The organism is Sinorhizobium sp. GQ132 (genome assembly GCF_059758575.1).
Map to the genome: position 1 here is coordinate 501,236 of NZ_JCAXDX010000001.1, position 20,438 is coordinate 521,673.

Sequence of the window (20,438 nt, forward strand, 5' to 3'; positions counted from 1 at the left end):
GCAGGGAGGAAAGAAGATGAATACCAATGTCGCAGCACAGGGCACGAGCTCATCCCTCGCCCGCTCGAGACGGCGCGTGCCGCCCGAGCTCAACATCTTTCTGGTGCTGATCGGTATCGCGCTCGTCTACGAGGTTCTCGGCTGGCTCTTCGTCGGCCAGAGCTTCCTGATGAATTCCCAACGCCTGACGATCATGATCTTGCAGGTATCGGTGATCGGCATCATCGCCGTCGGCGTCACGCAGGTTATCATCACGGGCGGCATCGACCTCTCGTCAGGTTCGGTCGTCGGCATGACCGCGATGATCTCGGCGAGCGTTGCGCAGGCCTCCACCTGGCCGCGGGCGCTTTATCCGTCCCTGACCGACCTGCCGGCCATCGTGCCGATCTGCCTTGGCGTCGGGATCGGTCTTCTCGCCGGCTTCATCAACGGCCAGCTCATCGCCAGGACCAAGATCCCGCCCTTCATCGCCACGCTCGGCATGATGGTTTCGGCCCGCGGCGTCTCCAAGTGGTACACGAAGGGCCAGCCGGTCTCGGGCCTCACCGAGCAGTTCAACTTCATCGGCACGGGCATCTGGCCGGTGATCGTGTTCCTCGTCGTGGCGCTCATATTCCACATCGCGCTGCGCTACACCCGCTACGGCAAGTTCACCTACGCGATCGGCGCCAATGTCCAGGCCGCGCGCGTCTCCGGCATCAATGTCGAAGCGCATCTGGTGAAAGTCTATGCGATCGCCGGCATGCTTGCGGGCCTCGCAGGCGTGGTCACCGCCGCCCGCGCCCAGACGGCACAGGCCGGCATGGGCGTCATGTACGAACTCGACGCGATCGCCGCGACCGTCATCGGCGGCACGTCGCTCACCGGCGGCGTCGGCCGCATCACCGGCACGGTGATCGGCACGGTGATCCTCGGCGTGATGACGTCAGGCTTCACCTTCCTCCGGGTCGACGCCTACTACCAGGAGATCGTCAAGGGCATCATCATCGTCGCTGCGGTGGTCGTCGACGTCTATCGCCAGAAAGGCCGCAAAAAAGCATAAAAATACTGCTCCTCCTCGAAAGAACTGGCCGGGACGAACACATTCATCCCGGCCTTTTTCTTGTTTCGTCATGGTACTGGGCCGCTATATTGTCGCGAACGACATATGCTCGTCTTGCAAGGCAGACCCTTTGGCTGCCCTATGGCTTCCGCTGCGCCGATAGACTATATCGCCGAAACGAAAAACTATCGGAGAATTACCATGTCCTCGCAGCGCCAGCTTGCGAAACAAGCCCGCACCAGCTTCCTCCTCCAGCTCTGGAGCGCGATGATGCGGGTCCAGACCCGCGAAACGGCGGCCCTCTTCAGCTCCCGCCAACGTTAGGACAGATCCCGAAGCCACCGAGCGGATAGGGACTGCGCTGCCGACCATGTCTCAGCGGTCGAGGGCGATTGATGGTGTGCCGCTCACTGCCTCGCAGTCATTGGCAAGATCAAGCCCCACTGCGTCTCTTGAGGTGGTCCCAACGGTTCGAAACCCAGTTTCCTGTAGACGGCAATCGCCCGTTCATTGGCCGGGTGCGGATCGGTGCCGATAACCGGTACCCCCGCATCGAAGAGAGCCCTCATTCTCGCCCCGATAAACGCTGTCCCGTGTCCAACCCCGATCATTTCGGGGTCTCCTATGTATTGATCGATCCCCCGCGATCCCTCGGGAAGCTCGGCGAAATGGTGATTTTCCCAGCCGTGGACGGTATAGTCCTGCATGAACGCAAAGGGGCGTTCGGCGGTTGAAACAATCCAACGCGCCACGCGAGGATCAGCCAGGTCTGCTGCATCGTGCGACCCATCCGAGCCCCACCATGCGCGGACATGCGGGTTCGATCGCCATGCTGCGAGCAAAGGGAGATCATTCACCGTCGCTTTGCGAAAACTGTATCGGTCGGCCGCCGTCATTCAACGAACTTAGCACGCCGCCGGCCGGTAGAAACAGGCCCTACTTCGCTTCCGTCACGCTCGCAGCCATGCGACTCTCGCTGAGCGTTTAATGGGCCACCACCTAGCTCGCCAGGACGAGCCCTCCGTAACGACTGATTTCCTTCTCGATTTCGGCGACGAGCGTTTCGAGCGCGGAATTTCTCGCCTTCCTGGCGCGGCGCACGACATAGGCCACGGCCGGCGGCGCCGGCAGGTGCTCGGAGACGATCTGCATCTCGGGGCGCAGGTGGCGGCCGCTCAGAAGCGCTACGCCCATGGCCGAATTTACCGCGGCCACGATGCCGGCCGCGCTTGCACATTCGAACACGGTTTCAAGAACCACCCCTCCGTCCTGTCCGATATCAAGCGCCCATCTTCGGTAGAAGCATTCGTCATCGAAGGACAGGAAGGGTATCGGGCCTTGCTGCGGCAGCGATAATTCCGGATGCTTGACCCAGTGAAGCTCCTCGCGGAACAGGACGACGTCGGTCGGTCGGACCTCATGAGCGAAGACCTGCAGGATCGCAGCCTCCAATTCGCCCCGATCCAGCATTGCCCGCAGGACCAGACTCATGCGGACCTTGGTGCGGACGGCGACGTGAGGGTGCAGGCGGCGAAATCTCGCTAATATGCGCGCAAGATCGCTGCAGGCGGTGTCTTCGGTCAGGCCGAGAGCGATGCGCCCCTTGAGCGACGTTTTCGACAAACTCAGAAGCGCCTCGTCATGCAGCCCGAGGATTCGCCCGGCATAGTCCAGCAAATCCTCCCCGGCCGCGGTGAACATCGCTCCCCCCGGCTTGCGGCCGAGCAGGTCGCAATCGAGGCTCGTCTCGAGCCGTTTGACCTTGTGGCTGACGGCCGACTGCGACAAACCCAGGGCCTCGGCCGCGCGCGTGATCCCCCCGTGATGGCGGATCGCCCACAAGGCGCGCAGCGCATCGATTTCCAAACGTCGGCCGTTGAACTCTTTCATCGCGATCCCCGTCATGAATATTGCGTGAATTATGCGGACCAAGTGCTCAATTGGCAATTTCACATTGCCGATCCGGCTGCGATGTCATGTTCCTATCGAAATTTGTCATGTGCAAAAGGGATCGCCGCCACCTAAGGCTGGGGAACGAACGACACGCCCGAGAGCGCCATGACCCACCAGCCCATCTCGCTGCCCGCAGCGAAACAGCATCGTCTCCTCTGGCCCCTCATGGCTACGTTACTGGTCGTCGGCTGGAGTTCCGGCTTCGTCGGCATTCGCTATGCAAGCGAAGAGGCGAGCGTAATGCTGGTTCTGTTCTGGCGCACGCTTTTGTCGGGGGTGATCCTGCTGCCCTTCGCGCTGATCATCGGTCCGCGGCTGCGGATGCGCGGCGTCGTGGAACAGATGCTGTTCGGCGTCATGTCGGTCTTCCTTTATCTCGGTGGCTTCGCACTGGCCATCGAACAGCGGGTTCCGACAGGACTGGTCGCACTCATCTCGGACCTCTTGCCGTTGGCGATTGCCGCCCTGTCGCAACCCGTTTTGGGCGAACGCCTGAGCGCGCGGCAATGGTTCGGAACGGCAATCGCCGTTCTCGGTGTGCTGATCGTCTCGTTCGACAGCCTCAGCTTCGGCACGGCCCCGTTGTGGGCTTATGGATTGACGGTAGGCTCCATGCTTGTTTTTGCGCTCGCCTCGGTTCTGCACAAGCGACGGCGCACCCGGCACATGCCCGTGCACCAGAGCCTTTGCATCCATACCCTCACCGGTTCGGTGCTGTTCGGGCTGTGCGCTATGATGCAAGGGAACCTCGCCCCGCCGTTGACGCCCGCTTTCGGCGTGGGGATGGTCTGGCTGGTTCTGTTCGCAACCTTTGCCGCCTATTCGGTCTACTACACGAGCTTGCGTCTCTTCCCGGTGGCCCAGGTCAGCGCTGCGATCTATCTCAGTCCGCCTGTCACCATGCTGTGGGCCTGGGCGCTGTTTTCCGAGCCGCTGACCCCGGCTGTCTTGATGGGGCTGGCGGTGACGCTGGTCGGCGTCTGGATAACCTCGCGCGGCTGAGCGCGGCTGAGCCCTCGAGAATCTTTGATGCGGAACTGCGTGTTTCAACAGGCTGAAGCGGGGCAGCAGTGAAGCCTTCTCAAGCCCATCGTGCGGACGGCGAGGATACGGAGTTTCGCACCACGAGATCGGGCCTGAGGAAGATCTCGGTCTCGGCCGGGCTGCGGTCGGAGAGAAGCTCCAAGAGAAGCGCCATGGCGTGTTTGCCGATCAGCGTGCGCGGCTGGCGGATCGTGGTCAAAGCCGGCGTCATGAATGTCGCCTGCGGCACGTCGTCGAAGCCTGTGACCGAGAAGTCGCGCGGTATGTCGTAGCCGCGTGCCTTCAGCCCGATCATCACGCCGAGTGCCGTCTGATCGTTGACGCACATGAATGCCGTCGGCAGCGTGTCGCGCACGAAGAGCCGCTCGACGGCAGCCCTGCCGCTCTCGAGCGTGCCATCGCCCTCCTGGACCAGCCGAAGTTCCGCCGGCACCCCCGCCGCATCGAGGCCCGCATCATAGCCGGCGCGGCGCCGCTTATAGGCAAGGCGGGTGCGCGAATCGCCGATGAAAGCGATCTTGCGATGACCTTCGGCGATGAGGAGGTCGACCACCTTGCGGGCGCCCTCGACATCGTCGACACCCACATAGGGTATGCCGCCGTTGAAGACGGGCTCGAATATGCCGACGCTCGGCGGCAGCCGCGCTGCTATCGTCTCGTGACCGAAGGGCAGGATGCCGGTAAAGAGGATCAGACCCGCCGCCTGGTTGGAGTTGAGAAACTTCAGATATTCGACCGCGCGCTGGGCGTCGTTCTGGGTATGGCCGATCAGCACGCCGTATCCGTGCGACCGTGCCTCGTTTTCGAGGCCGACCAGAATGCTCGAAAAGTTTGGATCGCCGATATCCGGGGCGACGACCAGGATCATGTTTGAGCGGCCGAGGCGCAGGCTGCGAGCCATGGCATTGGTCGTATAGCCGGTGATCGCGATCGCCTGGTTGACCTTCAGCCGCGTGGATTTAGCGACCTTCTCCGGGTTGTGGATTGCCCGCGATACCGTCGCGATCGAAACTTCAGCGATCCTGGCGACGTCTTCGATGGTTGCGGGCGTGGAATCCGACACTGCGCTCTGCCTTGCGTCTCCCTACTGCGTGTTTCCCTAAATCCCGATTTAGAGATAAAAACAAGCAGCTAATCAATCTGCGACGGCGGCCTTTGCGTATCTGACAAGAACGCGCGGCGCTGTACACGGCGGGACACTACACACACCGCGGGCAACGTCAAAGGCGGTCCGGCAAATTCCTGTGCATGCCGTTATGTAAACCTTTACATAGTGAGTGTAAAGGTTTACATAGCGTCCATGGGCGGTCGGGAGCCGCAATGGGGGAAATCGATGAATCCGGAGACGGTAGACGCCGCGCGCGTCGTGCTGGAGGCGCGGCGGATCAGCAAGTCCTTCAGCGGCGTGCAGGTGCTCTTCAGTGTCAATTTCGAGCTTCGCGCCGGCGAGATCCATGCCCTGATGGGCGAGAACGGCGCCGGCAAGTCGACCCTCGTCAAGATTCTTTCAGGGTTCGAGCAGCCGTCCTCGGGCGAGGTCCTGCTCGATGGCCAGCCGGTAACGCTTCCTGCAAACGGCGCGGCCGAAGCGCTGGGCATCGTCATCATCCACCAGGAATTCAATCTCGCCGAACATCTGACTGTCGCCGAAAGCCTGTTTCTCGGTCGCGAGGTGACGCGTTTCGGGGTGCTCGACCGCAAGTATATGCGCGCGGAGGCGCGCCGGGTTCTCGATCTGCTCGGCTGCCACGTAGACGCGAACGCGCTGATCGGCAGTCTTTCAATCGCCGAAAAACAGATGGTCGAGATCGCCAAGGCCATCAGCCGTGACGCGCGGATCGTCTTCATGGACGAGCCGACTGCCGTTCTCTCCCGCGAGGAGACCAACTTCCTTTTCCGGCAGGTGCGCAAGCTGCGCGACAGGGGCACGAGCTTCGTCTTCGTGTCGCACAAGCTCGACGAAGTCATCGAACTGACCGACCGGGTGACGGTGCTGCGCGACGGGCAGTGGGTGAAGACCGCCGCGACATCGATGCTCGACGGCGAGTCGATTGCGCAGCTCATGGTCGGCCGCGAAATGTCGAGTCTCTATCCCGCCAAGAATGAGCCGAACGTCGACGAAGAGGTCGTGCTGCGAGTCGACGCCGTCTCGACCGACTATGTGAAGGACGCCAGCTTCGAGGTGCGCAAAGGCGAAATACTGGGCTTTTCGGGCATGATCGGCTCCGGCCGCACCGAACTCATGGAAGCGGTCGCCGGCCTCAGGCCCCGCCTGTCGGGCGAGGTGACGATCCGTGGAGAGACCGCGCCTTCAGGCGACGTGCACGCGGCCAACCGGCGCGGTCTTGCCTACATGACCAAGGATCGCAAGGCGAAGGGCCTGCTGCTCAACTCCGGCATGACGACGAACCTGACATTGCAGTCGCTCGGCCGGCATGCCCGCATCGGCTATCTCAGCCCGGCCAGCGAGGCGGCTGCACTCGAAAGGGCCCGCCGCCGCTTCGACATCCGCGTGCGCGACGGCAATGTCGTCGCCAGGCGCATGTCCGGCGGCAATCAGCAGAAGCTGCTGCTCGCCAAGGTGATGGAAACGGAACCGGACATCATCATCATCGACGAGCCGACACGCGGCATCGACGTCGGCACCAAGCAGCAGATCTATCATTTCATCTCGGCGCTCGCGCGCGACGGCCGCTCGATCATCGTCGTCTCTTCCGAAATGCCCGAGGTCATCGGGCTTTGCACCAGGGTCGCGGTGATGCGCGAGGGACGCATCGTCGGCATGCTCGAGGGAGACGAGATCTCCGAGCAGGAGATCATGCGCTACGCAGCCGGACTGAAGAAAATGGCTGCCGCCTGACCGCTTGGACGCGCGGCGAAGGCAGGCACAGGAAAAGGAATTCCCCCGGCTCGGGGGCGGGAGAGGTTGATCTGGACATGAGCGTGAACGAGGAAGGCATCCAAAGCACAACGCACCGCCGGACGTGGCGGGACGTCGATCTCAGGGCCGTGGCGCCGTTTGCCGCCCTTGCACTGCTGTTGATCGTCGGTGCCATGGTCAACCCCAACTTCATCAGTCTCAACAACCTCGCCAACGTCGCCACCCGCAGCGCCTTCATCGCCATCATCGCTGTTGGCGCCACCTTCGTCATTTCCGCAGGCGACCTCGACCTTTCCGTCGGCTCGATGGTCGCCTTCGTGGCGAGCCTGATGATCCTGTTCATGAATTCCGGCGTGATTGCCGATCCGGCACTGATGCTCACGGCCGCGGTCCTCTTCGCGGTCGTCGCCGGTAGCGCCTGCGGGCTCGCCAACGGGCTGATCACCACGGTCGGCAGGATCGAGCCCTTCATCGCGACGCTCGGCACGATGGGCATCTATCGCGGCCTTACCACCTGGCTTTCGCAAGGCGGCGCGATCACCCTGCGCGAGCCGGAAATACAGGAGCTCTATCGCCCGGCCTATTTCGGCAGCATTCTCGGCGTGCCGGTGCCGATCGCGATCATCCTCGCGGTCACTGCCGTCGCCGCCTTCATCCTCTATCGCACGCGTTACGGCCGGCACGTGGTCGCCGTCGGCTCCAACAGCGACGTGGCTCGCTATTCCGGCATCGCCGTCAATCGCGTGCGCACCATCGCCTTCGTCATCCAGGGACTCTGCGTCGCCGTCGCCGTGCTGCTCTACGTGCCGCGGCTCGGATCCACCTCGGCCACGACCGGTATCCTCTGGGAACTGCAGGCCATCACCGCCGTCGTCGTCGGCGGAACGGCGCTCAAGGGCGGCGCCGGCCGCGTCTGGGGCACGATCTGCGGTGCCTTCATTCTCGAATTGGTCGGAAACATCATGCTCCTGTCGAACTTCATCAGCGAATACCTGATCGGCGCGATGCAGGGTGCGATCATCATCATCGCGATGCTCGTCCAGCGCTCGCTGGTACGCAAATCGTGACCAAGCCGGATCGAGCGCGATCCGGCCACATCAACCAAGACTTAGAATCATTGGGAGGAAGAAGCATGCGAAAGGGATTAATGGGCATTGCCGCCGTCACGATGATGGCACTGACGGGTGCAGCCCATGCACAAGACAAGAACGTCACGATCGGCGTGTCGATCCCGGCGGCCGACCATGGCTGGACCGCCGGCGTGGTGTTCCACGCCGAGCGTGTTGCCAAGCTGCTCATGGAACAGCATCCGGGCCTCAACGTCATCGTCAAGACCTCGCCGGATCCGGCGAGCCAGGCCAATGCCGTGCAGGACCTCGAAACGCAGGGGATCGACGCCCTCGTGATCCTGCCGACCGACCCCGATCCGCTGGTCAATGCGATCAAGGAAGTCAAGGGCAAGGGCACCTTCGTGGCGCTGGTGGACCGCGCGCCTTCGACCAACGACAACAGCGTGCGTGACCTCTATGTCGCCGGCAACAACCCGGCACTCGGCCAGGTCGCCGGCGAATACATCAAGGCCACCACGCCGGAAGCCAAGGTGGTCGTCATTCGCGGCCTGCCGATCCCGATCGACCAGCAGCGTCAGGACGGCTTCGACAAGGGCATCGCCGGCTCCAAGGTCGAAATCCTGGACCGCCAGTACGGCAACTGGAATCGCGACGACGCCTTCAAGGTCATGCAGGACTATCTGACCAAGTATCCGCAGATCGACGTGGTTTGGTGCCAGGATGACGACATGGCCGTCGGGGTGCTGCAGGCGATCGACCAGGCCAAGCGCACCGACATCCAGTATGTGGTCGCCGGAGCCGGTTCGAAGGACATGATCAAGAGGGTCATGGATGGCGACAAGATGATCCCGGTCGACGTGCTCTACCCGCCGGCAATGGTCGGCACGGCACTCGAAATGACCGTTGCCAACTTCTACGGCCAGGTCCCGGTTCGCGGCACCTACACGATCGACGCGACGCTGGTGACGAAGGAAAACGCCAAGGACTTCTATTTCCCCGATTCGCCGTTCTGACCGGACGTCGGAGCTAATCAAGACACGGCCTGCCTGAGGCTTTCCTCGGGCGGGTCTTTTCTTTGGCGTTTATACAACGGACACCCCCTCCGCCCTGCCGGGCAGTGGGGGTGTCCGTTGGCGCGTTCGCGGCCGCCTCTAATCAGCCTCACCCCGCCGGAAACGCCGCCACCACCTTCAACCCTCGACCGGCGTCACCCTCGTCCAGCCGCATGGTCCCCCCGTAAAGCCCGACGATTTCCTCGACGATCGGGAGGCCCAGTCCGGTACCGGGGGCTTCCTCGCCGCCGCGCCGGAAACGCTTGAGCGCCGCCTCGCGCAGCTCCGCCGGAATGCCCGGGCCATTGTCCTCTACTTCCAGCAGGACCGCGTGGTCCCTGCTCCCGACGCGCACGGTCACCTCCGCCCCGCGGCCGGCATAAAGCAACGCATTGCCGATCAGGTTCTTCAGGAGTTCGCCGACAAGCAGGGGCTCGGCGCGGATCCAGTGCTCGCCCTCGCCGGCAAAGCCGAGATCGATGCCGGCTTCGCCCGCCGCCGGTACGTGGTCCCCCGTGACGGCGCGGGCAAGCCCGACGAGTTCGACCCGCTCCAATCCTCGCGCCTCGTCTCGGCCCGCGGCATCGATCTTGGCCATCAGCAGCAGCTGCGCGAGAATGCGTTCGGCATTGGCGACGGCCTCGTCCGCCTTCATCGCCGCCGCCCGGGTTTCCTCGATCGTCGTCGCCCGCTGCGCAAGCGCAAGCTGCGTGCGGATGATAGCAAGCGGGGTTCTGAGCTGATGGCTGGCATTGCCTGTGAAGTGCCGCAGCGCATCGAGGGCCGATTGCAGGCGGACCATGAAAGAGTTCACGGTATCGACGAGCCCCTGGACTTCGTTCGGCACCTGCTCGCGGATCGGATGCAGATCGTCGGGGCTGCGCTCGGCGATCGCATCGCCAAGCCGATAGAGCGGCCTCAGGGAAAAGGTGACGGCGACCCAGACGATCATCGCCGCCCCGGCGATCATCAGCCCGAGACGCAGGGCGGAACGGATGATGATGGTCTGCGCGAGCTGGCGCCGGGCGATCGTCGTCTCCGCGACGGTGACGACGAAGGGAACGGAATTGACCCCGGTCGAGGCGGAGCGTCTGAGTGCCGCGACGCGGATAGGTTCGCCGCGAAAGACGGCATCTGCGAAGCTCGTCGATTGACCGGTGCTTTCGGAAAGCGAAGGCAGGGTCTGGTAACCGGTGATGAACTCGCCGGGCGGGCCGTCCACCCGGTAAAAGACCCGGTCCTGCGCCGCCGATGTCAGCATCTCGAGCGCAACATAGGGGATGTCGACCTGCAACGAGCCGTCTTCGGCGACGACCACGCGCTCGGCGATCGCCAGCGCCGATCCGGCAAGCACCCGGTCCGAGACGGCATTTGCCGTCTTGACGGCTTCCCGGTAGGTATCCGCCAGCGCGACGACGCCGATTACGGCTGTCGAGATCAGCAGCCAGCCGAGCAGCCTGCGCCGCAGCGAATAGACGACCTTTCCGGGGGCGGCTGTCATTCGGGACCGGCCGTCTTGTCGAGATAATAGCCGATGCCGCGGGCGGTCCGTACGGTCAGCCCGAAGGGCGCCAGCCGCTTGCGCAGCCGGCTCACATATTGCTCGATCGCATTGGGGCTCAGATCGTCGTCAAGGCCCGTCAGCGATTGCACGATGGCGTCCTTGGCGACGACCTTACCGGCGCGCATGAACAGAAGCTCGAGAAGACCGAGCTCGCGCGCCGGAATTTCGATCGGCATGCCTGCCGAGGAGAAACTGCGCGAGGTGAGATCCAGCGAGACATTGCCATAGCTGACGACGGAGGCGCGCAACCCCGCCTGCCGGCGCAGGAGGACGCGCACGCGCGCCTCGAACTCGCCGATATCGAAAGGCTTGATCAGGTAATCGTCGGCGCCGAGGTCGAGTCCCTTGATCCTCTCCTCCGGCGTACCGCGCGCCGTCAGGATGAGAACCGCCGCGCGGTTCTGCCGTGCCCGCATGGCACGCAGCACGTCCAGTCCATCCATCTCCGGCAGGTTCAAATCGAGGATCACCAGATCGAAGCTCTCGGCCGCAGCAACCGCATGCGCGGATGCGCCGTCGCTTACGACGTCGACGGCATAGCCGCTGCCCCGCAGAAGCGTCGAAAGGCCCTCAGCCAGGGCCCGATTGTCCTCAACCAGCAAGATACGCAATATCGCCTCTCCCCGGGATCACTCTATCGCTCGCGAGCTTGCTTGTGAACGGCAGCGCTCTCAGGCATTGTGAATTCATGCGGTTCTTGATTTCTCTCGGTTTTTTGATCCTGTCGGCCGCGGTCGCTAAGGCCGCGCCGACGTTCTTCCCGGCTCTCTCCGGTGACGGAGCCGCACCGGTCCTGACCGTCTATTCCTCGCTCGACGAACCCTTGGCGAGACCGATGATCGACGGCTTCCAGAAGGCCAATCCGGATGTCGCGGTCCGCTACGAGGACATGCTGACCGGCGAGATCTACGACAGGATCGTCAAGGAGACCGATGCCGGCGAGAAGACCGCCGATTTCGCCTTTTCCTCCGCCATGGACCTGCAGGTCAAGCTCAGCAATGATGGTTATGCGCAACGCAGCGACCTGCCTATGAGCGGACGCTGGCCGGCCTGGGCGAACTGGCGCAACACGGCTTACGCTCTCACCTTCGAGCCGGCCGTCTTCGTCTACCACAAGCCGAGCTTCCGGCACGAGGAGCCGCCGGCGACGCGCGCCGAATTCGTCGATTACCTCAAGCGGAAAGGAAACGCCGTCTTCGGCCGCATCGGCACCTACGACATCGAACGCTCCGGCGTCGGCTTCCTCTTCATGTCGCGCGACCAGGAGCAGTTCGGCGACATCTGGACGGTGATCCGCACCATGGGGTCGGCCGGAGTGAAGCTCTATTCGACCAGTCAGGCGATCCTGGAGAGGATTTCCGACGGACGCTTCGTGCTCGGCTACAACATCCTCGGCTCCTACGCGGCCGACTGGGCATCGCGGCATCCCGATGTCGGCATCGTGCTGCCGAAGGACTATACGGTCGTCATGTCGCGCATCGGGCTGGTGCCGCAGGCCGCAGCCGCCCCCGAACTCGGCCGCCGCTATCTCGAATTCTTCATGTCGAAGGAGGGCCAGACGATCATGGCGCGCGAGCTGCAGATCCCGGCGGTCAGCCCCGAAGTCGCCGGCGAGAACACCGCGAACACCATGCGGGAAATGCTCGGAGGTCAGTTGAAACCCGTACCGGTCAGCCCCGGGCTGATGGTCTATCTCGACCAGGTCAAGCGGGCGCGGCTGATTGCCCGCTGGAACGAGATGCTGCGCCTGCAGTGAATAATAAGCAGGCAAACAAGTCATTTACGCGAAACGGACTTGATGTCAGGTTAATGTCAGCTTTCTATGTTGCTTAAGGTCGCCGGCGAACCGTGGAGGCGGACCGCCGGCAGCGTATCGGGAGGATCCACAAGTCCGGTCTAAGGTCGCCGTCGATGTCGACCAGCCGCTTCTCCCCTTCGCGAACGATAATCAATGTGCGCGTGACGAAGCGCGCCTCACGGAGGACCGACCTTGAAACACTTCTTCCTCGCATCCATTCTCGCCGGCGCAATTGCTCTGCCGGCCTATGCCGCCGACTACACGATCATCGCGCCGGCCAATCCCGGCGGCGGCTGGGACCAGACCGCCCGTTCGATGCAGGCCGTCCTGCAGCAGGAGGGCATTTCCGGCAACGTGCAGGTCCAGAACGTTCCGGGCGCCGGCGGCACGATCGGCCTTGCCCAGTTCGCAAGCCAGCAGAAGGGCAACCCGAACGCGCTCCTCGTCGGCGGTTACGTCATGGTTGGCGCCATCCTCACCAACAACTCGCCGGTCACCCTCAAGGACGTGACGCCGATCGCGCGGCTTACGGGCGAATACGAAGCGATCGTCGTTCCCGCCGCCTCCGAGATCCAGACGATGAAAGATCTCGTCGAGGCGCTGAAGAAGGATCCGGGCGCGGTTTCCTGGGCAGGCGGCTCGGCCGGCGGTACCGACCATATCGCGGTAGGCCTGATTGCCAAGGCCGCTGGTGTCGATCCGACCAAGATCAACTACATCGCCTATTCCGGCGGCGGCGAGGCGCTTGCCGCGATCCTCGGCAGCCAGGTAACCGCCGGCATTTCCGGTTACGGTGAATTCGAGTCCCAGGTGAAGGCCGGAACGCTCCGCCTGCTCGCCGTTTCCAGCGCCGAGCGCCTCGAGGGTATCGACGCGCCGACGCTGAAGGAATCCGGCGTCGACGTCGTGGTCGAAAACTGGCGCATGGTCGCCGCTGCCCCGGGCCTCACGGAAGAACAGAAGGCCGCAGTCTCCGCCGACATCGAGAAGCTTGCAAAATCCGCAGGCTGGCAGGAAGTGCTGAAGACCAAAGGCTGGCAGGACACCTATCTCGCCGGCGCCGCCTTCGACGAGCAGCTCGCCAAGGACATTTCCGCCACGGAAACCGTCCTGAAGGACATCGGGCTGGTCAAATGAACAAGGGGACCAACCCTTCGGTCGAAACGCGCCGCCCCGACCGGGCGGCGCTGGTCATCGCCGCCGTTCTGGCAGCAATCGCCGGTGTGATCTTCTGGGACGTGTCGCGCCTGAGCGGCCTTGCCGGCTACTCGCAAGTCGGGCCGATGACCGTGCCCTATGCGATCGCCTGCTGTCTCATCGCGCTTGCGGTCTGGACGGCGGTCGAAGCCTGGCGGGGCGACTTTCCCGAACGCGAGCACCAGCAGGCGGGTCCGGTTGTCTGGATCGTCGCCGGGCTTGCGGCGCAGATGCTGCTCTTGAACACGTTGGGCTTCTCGATCGCGACCGGCATTCTCTTCGCCCTCACGGCCCGCGGCTTCGGCAAACGCAAATTGTGGCTGACCGTGCCGATCGGCGTCGTGTTCAGTTTCATCGTCTGGGCTATCTTCGCCAAGCTCCTGCAATTGTCGCTGCCCGCAGGGCCGCTGGAACGCCTGTTCTTCTAGAGCGGGATCAGGAAAAGTGTGCGCGGTCTTCCGCCCGCATCCCGCTCTTAACCTATCAGATCGATCACGTTCATGATTTCAGGTTCGATCCTGGAATCACCGTGATCTAAAGAAGGCCGACGACCATGGGTACTTTCGATTTCCTGTTGCAGGGGCTGCTGGTTGCTGCCCAGCCGATGAACCTTCTCTACGCACTCATCGGCGTAACGCTCGGCACCGCCGTCGGGGTGCTGCCCGGCATCGGCCCTGCATTGACCGTCGCACTGCTCCTGCCGGTCACCTATCAGCTCGATCCGGCCGGGTCGCTCATCATGTTCGCCGGCATATATTATGGCGGCATGTATGGGGGTTCGACGACGTCGATCCTGCTGAACACGCCCGGCGAGAGCGCCTCGATCGTCACCGCCCTCGAGGGCAACAAGATGGCGCGTGCCGGCCGCGGCGGTCCGGCGCTTGCCACGGCAGCCATCGGCTCCTTCGTCGCCGGCCTCATCGCCACGCTCGGACTGGCCTTCATTGCGCCCTATATCGTCAAGCTGGCGCTCGTCTTCGGCCCGCGCGAATATTTCGCGCTGATGGTGCTCGCCTTCGTCACCGTCTCCTCCGCCTTCGGCGACTCGACGCTGCGGGGGCTCACCTCGCTCTTCGTCGGCCTGACCCTTGCGTGCATCGGCATCGACCAGCTGACCGGCCAGGCGCGCCTTTCTTTCGGCGTGCCCGACCTCCTCGACGGCATCGAGGTGACGACTCTCGCCGTCGCCATGTTCGCGATCGGCGAGACGCTGTTCATCGCCGCGCAAGGCGACCGCGGCCCGGACAAGGTGGAAGCGGTCAAGGGCTCGGTCTGGATGAGCGCCACGGATTGGGCGCGCTCCTGGAAGCCGTGGCTGCGCGGCACCTTCATCGGCTTTCCCATCGGCGCCATGCCGGCCGGGGGCGCCGAGATCGGCACTTTCCTCTCCTATGCGGCGGAGAAGCGCCTGACCAAACATCCGGAGGAATTCGGCAACGGCGCCATCGAGGGCGTGGCGGGCCCGGAAGCCGCCAACAACGCATCCGCTGCAGGCACGCTGGTGCCGCTCCTCACGCTCGGCCTGCCGACCACGGCGACGGCCGCGATCATGCTCGCCGGCTTCCAGCAATACGGGCTGCAGCCGGGGCCGCTGCTCTTCGCCACCAATCCGCAGCTCGTCTGGGGTCTCATCGCCAGCCTCCTCATCGCCAATTTCATGCTGCTTGTCCTCAACCTGCCGCTGATCGGCCTCTGGGTGAGGCTGTTGACGATCCCGAAACCGTGGCTCTATGCGGGCATCCTGCTCTTCGCAACGCTCGGCACCATCGGCGCCAATCCCTCGGTCTTCGAACTCGGCATGCTGCTGGCCTTCGGCCTGCTGGGCTACGTCATGCGCGTCTTCGGCTATCCGATCGCGCCGGTGGTCGTCGGCCTGATCCTCGGGCCGCTCGCCGAACAGCAGCTCCGCAGAGCGCTCTCGATCAGCCAGGGCGACATAACAGTGCTCTTCACGTCGCCGATCGCGGCCGTGCTCCTGGTGATCGCCGCGCTCGCCCTTGTCGTGCCGCTGATCCTCAGGGCCCGCGGCCGCGGCGAAGTGCTCGCACAACTCGCCGCCAGCGAAGACTGAGCGGCTTCCGACGATCTGGCAGGCCGATCGGCTACCGCCCCTATTGCTGGACGCGTGCGGGCCTGCTTTCGCTGCATGGCTGGGCTGAGGTTTTGTGCATTGCAAAACAACCCCGCCGGACCCATCTTTTGCTCATCGAATAGAAAACGAAAGCGAGCAAGAGATGACCAGCAAGAACCGCATGGGCTTCATCGGCCGCGCCTTCGCCGTACTCGGCGCCGCAACCGCTGCTGCCGCCGCCGTCGAAGGCCATCGCCGCCCCAAAGCACAGGATCTCCGCACCCTCGGCATCGATCCCGCAGCCTTCCCGGGCAATCGCCAGGGCTGACCTGCCCGACGTCCAGGCCTCAGCTTGAAACAGGATCGCGTCGCCATCAGGCGACGCGATCCTGTTTCAGGGAACTGCCCTCCCATTGCGACCGTCGTCCGAACGGCTTCAACCTCAACCGGACGCGATGATCCTCCGGCCCATGACGCCGAGCCCCCGCACGAAACGGGAGAGACGCGACGGATCCGCTCGCCGCTTCGAACCCGACCTCATGCCCTGCCCGGGTGAACTGCCGGTTCATGGTGAGTGTGCAGGGCGACCAATCCCTCCCGATGATATCCGATGCCGTCCTTCGGCCTGTTCAACGGTTCCGTCACGAACAGGTCGGTTCCGCTGTCCGTCTCGAACAGGCAGGGAATGTGAAAAGGCGCCGGAATGGGAAGATCTTCAAATAAAAATGGCGCCGGCAAACTGGCCGGCGCCATTAAGATTTTACAGTCCCGCGCGCTTTGAGGTCACGTGGGCATTCCGCAAGAGATCAAGCGACCTTGGCAACCGCCGTCGGCACGCTCGCGATCGTCTTCAGGATGACCGAAGCGATCTGGTAGGGGTCGCCCTGGGAGTTCGGGCGGCGATCTTCGAGATAGCCGCGGTAGCCGTTGTTGACGAAGCTGTGCGGAACGCGAATGGAGGCGCCGCGGTCGGCCACGCCGTAGCTGAACTTGTCCCACGGCGCCGTCTCGTGCTTGCCGGTCAGGCGCAAGTGGTTGTCCGGGCCGTAGACGTTGATGTGGTCGTGCAGGTTCTTCTCGAAGGCGGCCATCAGCGCTTCGAAATAGTCCTTGCCGCCGACTTCGCGCAGATAGGCAGTCGAGAAGTTGGCGTGCATGCCGGAGCCGTTCCAGTCGGTGTCGCCGAGCGGCTTGCAGTGGAACTCGACGTCGATGCCGTATTTCTCCGTCAGGCGCAGCAGAAGGTAGCGCGCCAGCCAGACTTCATCGGCAGCCTTCTTGGAGCCCTTGCCGAAAACCTGGAATTCCCATTGGCCCTTGGCCACTTCGGCGTTGATGCCTTCGTGGTTGATGCCCGCGGCCAGGCAGATGTCGAGATGCTCTTCGACGATCTGGCGCGCGATGTCGCCGACATTCTTGTAGCCGACGCCGGTGTAGTACGGGCCCTGCGGCGCCGGATAGCCCTGCTCCGGGAAGCCCAGCGGGCGGCCGTTCTTGTAGAAGAAATATTCCTGCTCGAAGCCGAACCAGGCGCTTTCATCGTCGAGGACCGTTGCACGGGTATTCGACGGATGCGGCGTCTTGCCGTCCGGCATCATGACCTCGCACATGACCAATGCGCCATTCGTGCGGACCGGGTCGGGATAGACCGCAACCGGCTTCAGCACGCAATCGGAGCTGCGCCCTTCGGCCTGCTGCGTCGAGCTGCCGTCGAAGCCCCAGAGCGGAAGCTGTTCGAGCGTCGGAAACGCGTCGAATTCCTTGATCTGCGTCTTCCCGCGGAGATTTGGGACGGGCGTGTAGCCATCGAGCCAGATGTACTCGAGCTTATACTTGGTCATTAGCGAATCTCTCTAACGTGGTGCTGCATGGTTTGAGCAAATCCTGACAGCTTCAGCGCTACACAACGCCCAACCGCCAGGGATCGGATACCATGAAGCATCAAGCGTGCCAGTTGGGCGGCTGGAGAGAGACTTTTTTCCGCCGGCGGCACCGCGGCGGGGCGAATCGGCGCGGACGCGCCCCGCGGACGCAGCCGGAAAAGATCGTCGGCGGGACCCGCAAAGCCCGGCATTTTTACGCGGTTCGGGGCCGTCCTGGGCAGAAAAACAAGCAGCAATTCAAATCGATACCGCGGTCTCCTCACTTGCGGAAAGGTGCCTGGAGCCGCTTCTCCTGCTCATCCTTATCGGCGTCCGCGGCCCGAACATTTCTGCCCAAAAATTATTTGGCAGGCGCCGCTGCCTAAAAAATCGCACTTGCGCCCGTTGCATCCGCGAATGCTCCGGACAATGCTCGCAATTCCGGCACGGAATTGAACGAAATTTCGGCAATTCGCGTAAATCATGTGCAAATCCTGCCTGGTTGCACTATGTTTCTCCCCAGAACTCACGGGAGACCAGAGCATGGCCACGAGTCTTTACGGCAAGTCTGCGACGATCCTGAAGTTTCCGGCCGCTGTGTCGCGGAAGGCCGAGGAACGGCGTTCCGAAGCCCAGCGCAAACTGGACCTCGCACCGTCGGACGTGTGCGCCGCCGTCGATGGCTGCTGGTATCACGAGGAAGCCCTGAGCGACGATACGAAGCACTGAAGCGGAGCGGTCTTCCCGCTCACCGCCGCCCGCCGACCTCGTCGATATGGTGCAGCATATCGGCCGGGTCGTCGAAGATGCGGTAAGCGCCGGCTTGCCGCAGTTCCTCATGTCCGTAGCCTCCGCTCAGCAAGCCGATGGCCAAGGCACGGCAGCGCACCGCCGCCAGCATATCCCAGATACTGTCGCCGACCACCACTGCCGTCTCGATCGGGGCGCCGAGCTGTTCGGCGGCGGCGAGAAAGAGATCCGGATCGGGCTTGGCATATTTGACGAGGTCTCGCGTCACGACCGGCACGACCGCCGGATCGACGCCGAGAGCGGCGAGATTGACGGCGGCCGTCTCCATCCGCCCGCTCGTGGCGATCGCATAAGAGATCTTCGCATCGGTGAGCCACGTTAGAAGCTCGCGCGCGCCGGGCAACGGTCTTATGCTGTCTGCCTGCCGCCTGTAGGCGTCGGCGTGGCGCTGACGCAATCGCGCAACCCTGTCACCGCTGATTTCCATATTCGTCTCGCGCAGGAGCTGGTCGGTGAAGAGCCCGCCGCTCATGCCTATCTTGCGATGGATGCGCCAGACCGAAAGGTCGATCCCTTCCGCGTCGAGGGCTTCCTTCCAGGCAAGCACGTGCTGGTAGACGCTGTCGACGAGTGTGCCGTCCAGATCGAACAGGAAGACGGGTTCGATGCGCATGCTCTTTCTCCCGGTAACGCGCGTCCGATCGGACGCACGGGCCATGGCGCCGTCACCTGCGGAAATATGGGTCAGGTTTCGCAGCCGAACAGACAGCCTGTCTACTTTTCCTTTGTGAACCTTGATCGCGTCTGCGTGCAGTTGCAACTACCCCATTGCATGGCGAATGGTTCTCGAAATCCGGGTCAGGAAGGCTGGCCGTGAGGAAGCGACGAGCTTCCATGAAAGGACCGCCTGCGCCATGCGCCGCGGCAGCAGCCCGACGGAGACGAACCAGGCTGCCAGCACGGCACGACGGCGCAGCGAGACGTTCATCTGCATGCTGGCGACGGCGCCGTGAGCGGCGAGGCCGAGCCTCGAATCCGCAGCCACCGGATGGCGTGCGCCGTCCACGCAGAGCGATGCAAGACGCTCCTCCAGATGCACCGGGTCGCGCAGGTTCGCTTTCGGCGAAACCGATAGACCTACATCGGCCGCCTGTTCGTTGAGGGCATTCAGTCGGTGAAAATCATGCTCCACCCGCCAGCGCGCCCTCTGCCCGAGTTTTTCGGCAAAGACAGAATGATTGCTGCCGTGCATTCGGTAGGCGCCGAGGCAGGCTTCGAGCGACGTCACCTTCCCGTAGAGCGGGGCGAGCGTGACAAGGTAGCCGTCTGCACCCTGCCGGAACTCGGCTTCCGGAACCGGCATGATGACATCGAGAGCCGAGCGTGCAAAAGCCAGTCCGCTGGTGACCGTCGTCTGGTATCGTGCGCGGCTCGCCAGTTGCGGCGTTACGTCACCGGAGTCGAACGGGACCTCCGGGGGCGGGAAGATGTCCTTGACGCGCAGATCCTCGTCCACCAGATGCAGCCGGAATTGCATCTGGGCCGTGTCGTCGCTCCATTGGGCAAGCAATTCGGAAACGGCAGCCGGGTAGAGATAGTCGTCGGCGTCGAGGAAGAGAACGATCGCCCCGCGACTTGCCGCAAAGCCGGTGTTGAAAGCGGCTGCGTGACCGCCATTTTCCTCCCGCAGGCAGGCCTTGATCCGTCCGCCGTAGGACGCGATCACCTCCGGCGACCCGTCGGTCGACGCATCGTCTACGACGATGACCTCGACCTGCGCGTGGTCCTGGTCGAGGGCGCTGTCGATCGCGCGGCTCAGGAACCGCGCATAATTGTAATTCGCTATGATGATGGAGACAGGAAGATGGTCTCGGATGGAATGCATCGCAGTGAACCTCGCTTTTCGGCTTTGGTCGCGGCGAACCTTCTCATGCAGGTCCTTGAGGGTGATGCCCGTCCCGAAAGCACAGCCTCCCGGGCTGCGGTGAAGACAACGGCGCGGTTGCGCCGGGCGGGCGGCGAAGATCGTGCTCGATCCTGCGTGAGCCTCCTGAGTTTTGTGGCATTTGAGTGACCGCTGCAGCGGCGGCACGCCGGTCTGCAGCCTTACCGTGCCGATGATCGAGTATGCCCCGATAGGCAGCAAAGTGACCT

General features: G+C 63.4%; 19 protein-coding genes. 11 read left to right on the plus strand and 8 right to left on the minus strand.

Annotated features, from left to right (window positions below):
- Window positions 1–16: 16 nt before the first annotated feature.
- A complete protein-coding gene (locus AC6CIG_RS02305) occupies window positions 17–1,042 on the plus strand; it encodes an ABC transporter permease (RefSeq protein WP_018096205.1) in 1,026 nt (341 codons plus the stop codon).
- A gap of 407 nt (window positions 1,043–1,449) precedes the next feature.
- Here the strand turns inward: AC6CIG_RS02305 and AC6CIG_RS02310 are convergent, their stop codons facing one another.
- Both AC6CIG_RS02310 and AC6CIG_RS02315 read right to left on the minus strand, forming a co-directional pair.
- On the minus strand, window positions 1,450–1,938 hold the full coding sequence (locus AC6CIG_RS02310) for a GNAT family N-acetyltransferase (protein WP_102761611.1): 489 nt from the start codon (window positions 1,936–1,938) through the stop codon (window positions 1,450–1,452).
- 103 nt (window positions 1,939–2,041) lie between these two features.
- Entirely contained in the window at window positions 2,042–2,932 is an 891-nt protein-coding gene (locus tag AC6CIG_RS02315; protein ID WP_498322155.1) for a LysR family transcriptional regulator, read from the minus strand.
- Window positions 2,933–3,100: 168 nt separating this feature from the next.
- Here AC6CIG_RS02315 and AC6CIG_RS02320 point away from each other — a divergent pair, with 168 nt between their 5' ends.
- Window positions 3,101–3,997, plus strand: a complete 897-nt coding sequence (locus tag AC6CIG_RS02320; RefSeq protein ID WP_498322156.1) for a DMT family transporter — start codon at window positions 3,101–3,103, stop codon at window positions 3,995–3,997.
- Between the two features lie 79 nt (window positions 3,998–4,076).
- Here the strand turns inward: AC6CIG_RS02320 and AC6CIG_RS02325 are convergent, their stop codons facing one another.
- Window positions 4,077–5,102 carry a LacI family DNA-binding transcriptional regulator gene (locus AC6CIG_RS02325; protein ID WP_018096200.1) on the minus strand — a complete coding sequence of 342 codons (1,026 nt, stop codon included), beginning with the start codon at window positions 5,100–5,102 and terminating at the stop codon, window positions 4,077–4,079.
- Between the two features lie 270 nt (window positions 5,103–5,372).
- On the opposite strand from AC6CIG_RS02325, the gene AC6CIG_RS02330 reads away from it, so the two are divergent.
- The 3 genes from AC6CIG_RS02330 to AC6CIG_RS02340 all read left to right on the plus strand — a co-directional run bounded on the left by AC6CIG_RS02330 (window position 5,373) and on the right by AC6CIG_RS02340 (window position 9,003).
- Complete coding sequence (locus tag AC6CIG_RS02330) at window positions 5,373–6,899, plus strand: sugar ABC transporter ATP-binding protein (protein ID WP_026168724.1); 1,527 nt, start codon at window positions 5,373–5,375, stop codon at window positions 6,897–6,899.
- 77 nt (window positions 6,900–6,976) lie between these two features.
- Window positions 6,977–7,987: an ABC transporter permease gene (locus AC6CIG_RS02335; protein ID WP_498322157.1), complete on the plus strand. Its 1,011-nt coding sequence runs from the start codon at window positions 6,977–6,979 to the stop codon at window positions 7,985–7,987.
- Window positions 7,988–8,052: 65 nt separating this feature from the next.
- Window positions 8,053–9,003, plus strand: coding sequence for a substrate-binding domain-containing protein (locus AC6CIG_RS02340; RefSeq protein WP_100671300.1), 951 nt, complete (start codon window positions 8,053–8,055; stop codon window positions 9,001–9,003).
- 148 nt (window positions 9,004–9,151) lie between these two features.
- Here AC6CIG_RS02340 and AC6CIG_RS02345 read toward each other — a convergent pair whose 3' ends face one another.
- Together AC6CIG_RS02345 and AC6CIG_RS02350 are read right to left on the minus strand one after the other, a co-directional pair.
- Entirely contained in the window at window positions 9,152–10,543 is a 1,392-nt protein-coding gene (locus tag AC6CIG_RS02345) for a sensor histidine kinase (RefSeq protein WP_018096196.1), read from the minus strand.
- Window positions 10,540–11,217 carry a response regulator gene (locus AC6CIG_RS02350; protein WP_018096195.1) on the minus strand — a complete coding sequence of 226 codons (678 nt, stop codon included), beginning with the start codon at window positions 11,215–11,217 and terminating at the stop codon, window positions 10,540–10,542. The genes AC6CIG_RS02345 and AC6CIG_RS02350 overlap by 4 nt, the downstream gene beginning before the upstream one ends.
- A gap of 77 nt (window positions 11,218–11,294) precedes the next feature.
- On the opposite strand from AC6CIG_RS02350, the gene AC6CIG_RS02355 reads away from it, so the two are divergent.
- The 5 genes from AC6CIG_RS02355 (at window position 11,295) to AC6CIG_RS02375 (ending at window position 16,000) form a co-directional block, all read left to right on the plus strand.
- On the plus strand, window positions 11,295–12,362 hold the full coding sequence (locus AC6CIG_RS02355; protein ID WP_498322159.1) for an ABC transporter substrate-binding protein: 1,068 nt from the start codon (window positions 11,295–11,297) through the stop codon (window positions 12,360–12,362).
- Between the two features lie 234 nt (window positions 12,363–12,596).
- The gene (locus tag AC6CIG_RS02360; RefSeq protein ID WP_498322161.1) at window positions 12,597–13,541 is read left to right on the plus strand and encodes a Bug family tripartite tricarboxylate transporter substrate binding protein; all 945 of its coding nucleotides are present in this window, start codon (window positions 12,597–12,599) and stop codon (window positions 13,539–13,541) included.
- Window positions 13,538–14,029, plus strand: a complete 492-nt coding sequence (locus AC6CIG_RS02365; RefSeq protein ID WP_102763666.1) for a tripartite tricarboxylate transporter TctB family protein — start codon at window positions 13,538–13,540, stop codon at window positions 14,027–14,029. The genes AC6CIG_RS02360 and AC6CIG_RS02365 overlap by 4 nt, the downstream gene beginning before the upstream one ends.
- Before the next feature lie 125 nt (window positions 14,030–14,154).
- Window positions 14,155–15,672: a tripartite tricarboxylate transporter permease gene (locus AC6CIG_RS02370; protein WP_018096191.1), complete on the plus strand. Its 1,518-nt coding sequence runs from the start codon at window positions 14,155–14,157 to the stop codon at window positions 15,670–15,672.
- Window positions 15,673–15,835: 163 nt separating this feature from the next.
- Window positions 15,836–16,000, plus strand: coding sequence for a hypothetical protein (locus AC6CIG_RS02375; protein WP_379937002.1), 165 nt, complete (start codon window positions 15,836–15,838; stop codon window positions 15,998–16,000).
- 478 nt (window positions 16,001–16,478) lie between these two features.
- On the opposite strand, the gene AC6CIG_RS02380 is transcribed toward AC6CIG_RS02375, so the two are convergent.
- On the minus strand, window positions 16,479–17,513 hold the full coding sequence (locus tag AC6CIG_RS02380; protein ID WP_018096189.1) for a glutamine synthetase beta-grasp domain-containing protein: 1,035 nt from the start codon (window positions 17,511–17,513) through the stop codon (window positions 16,479–16,481).
- A 564-nt stretch (window positions 17,514–18,077) separates the two neighbouring features.
- On the opposite strand from AC6CIG_RS02380, the gene AC6CIG_RS02385 reads away from it, so the two are divergent.
- Window positions 18,078–18,263: a DUF2735 domain-containing protein gene (locus AC6CIG_RS02385; RefSeq protein WP_018096187.1), complete on the plus strand. Its 186-nt coding sequence runs from the start codon at window positions 18,078–18,080 to the stop codon at window positions 18,261–18,263.
- 19 nt (window positions 18,264–18,282) lie between these two features.
- On the opposite strand, the gene AC6CIG_RS02390 is transcribed toward AC6CIG_RS02385, so the two are convergent.
- Together AC6CIG_RS02390 and AC6CIG_RS02395 are read right to left on the minus strand one after the other, a co-directional pair.
- Window positions 18,283–18,957 carry an HAD family hydrolase gene (locus tag AC6CIG_RS02390; protein ID WP_018096186.1) on the minus strand — a complete coding sequence of 225 codons (675 nt, stop codon included), beginning with the start codon at window positions 18,955–18,957 and terminating at the stop codon, window positions 18,283–18,285.
- Window positions 18,958–19,104: 147 nt separating this feature from the next.
- The gene (locus tag AC6CIG_RS02395; protein ID WP_498322163.1) at window positions 19,105–20,169 is read right to left on the minus strand and encodes a glycosyltransferase family 2 protein; all 1,065 of its coding nucleotides are present in this window, start codon (window positions 20,167–20,169) and stop codon (window positions 19,105–19,107) included.
- Window positions 20,170–20,438: the final 269 nt, after the last annotated feature.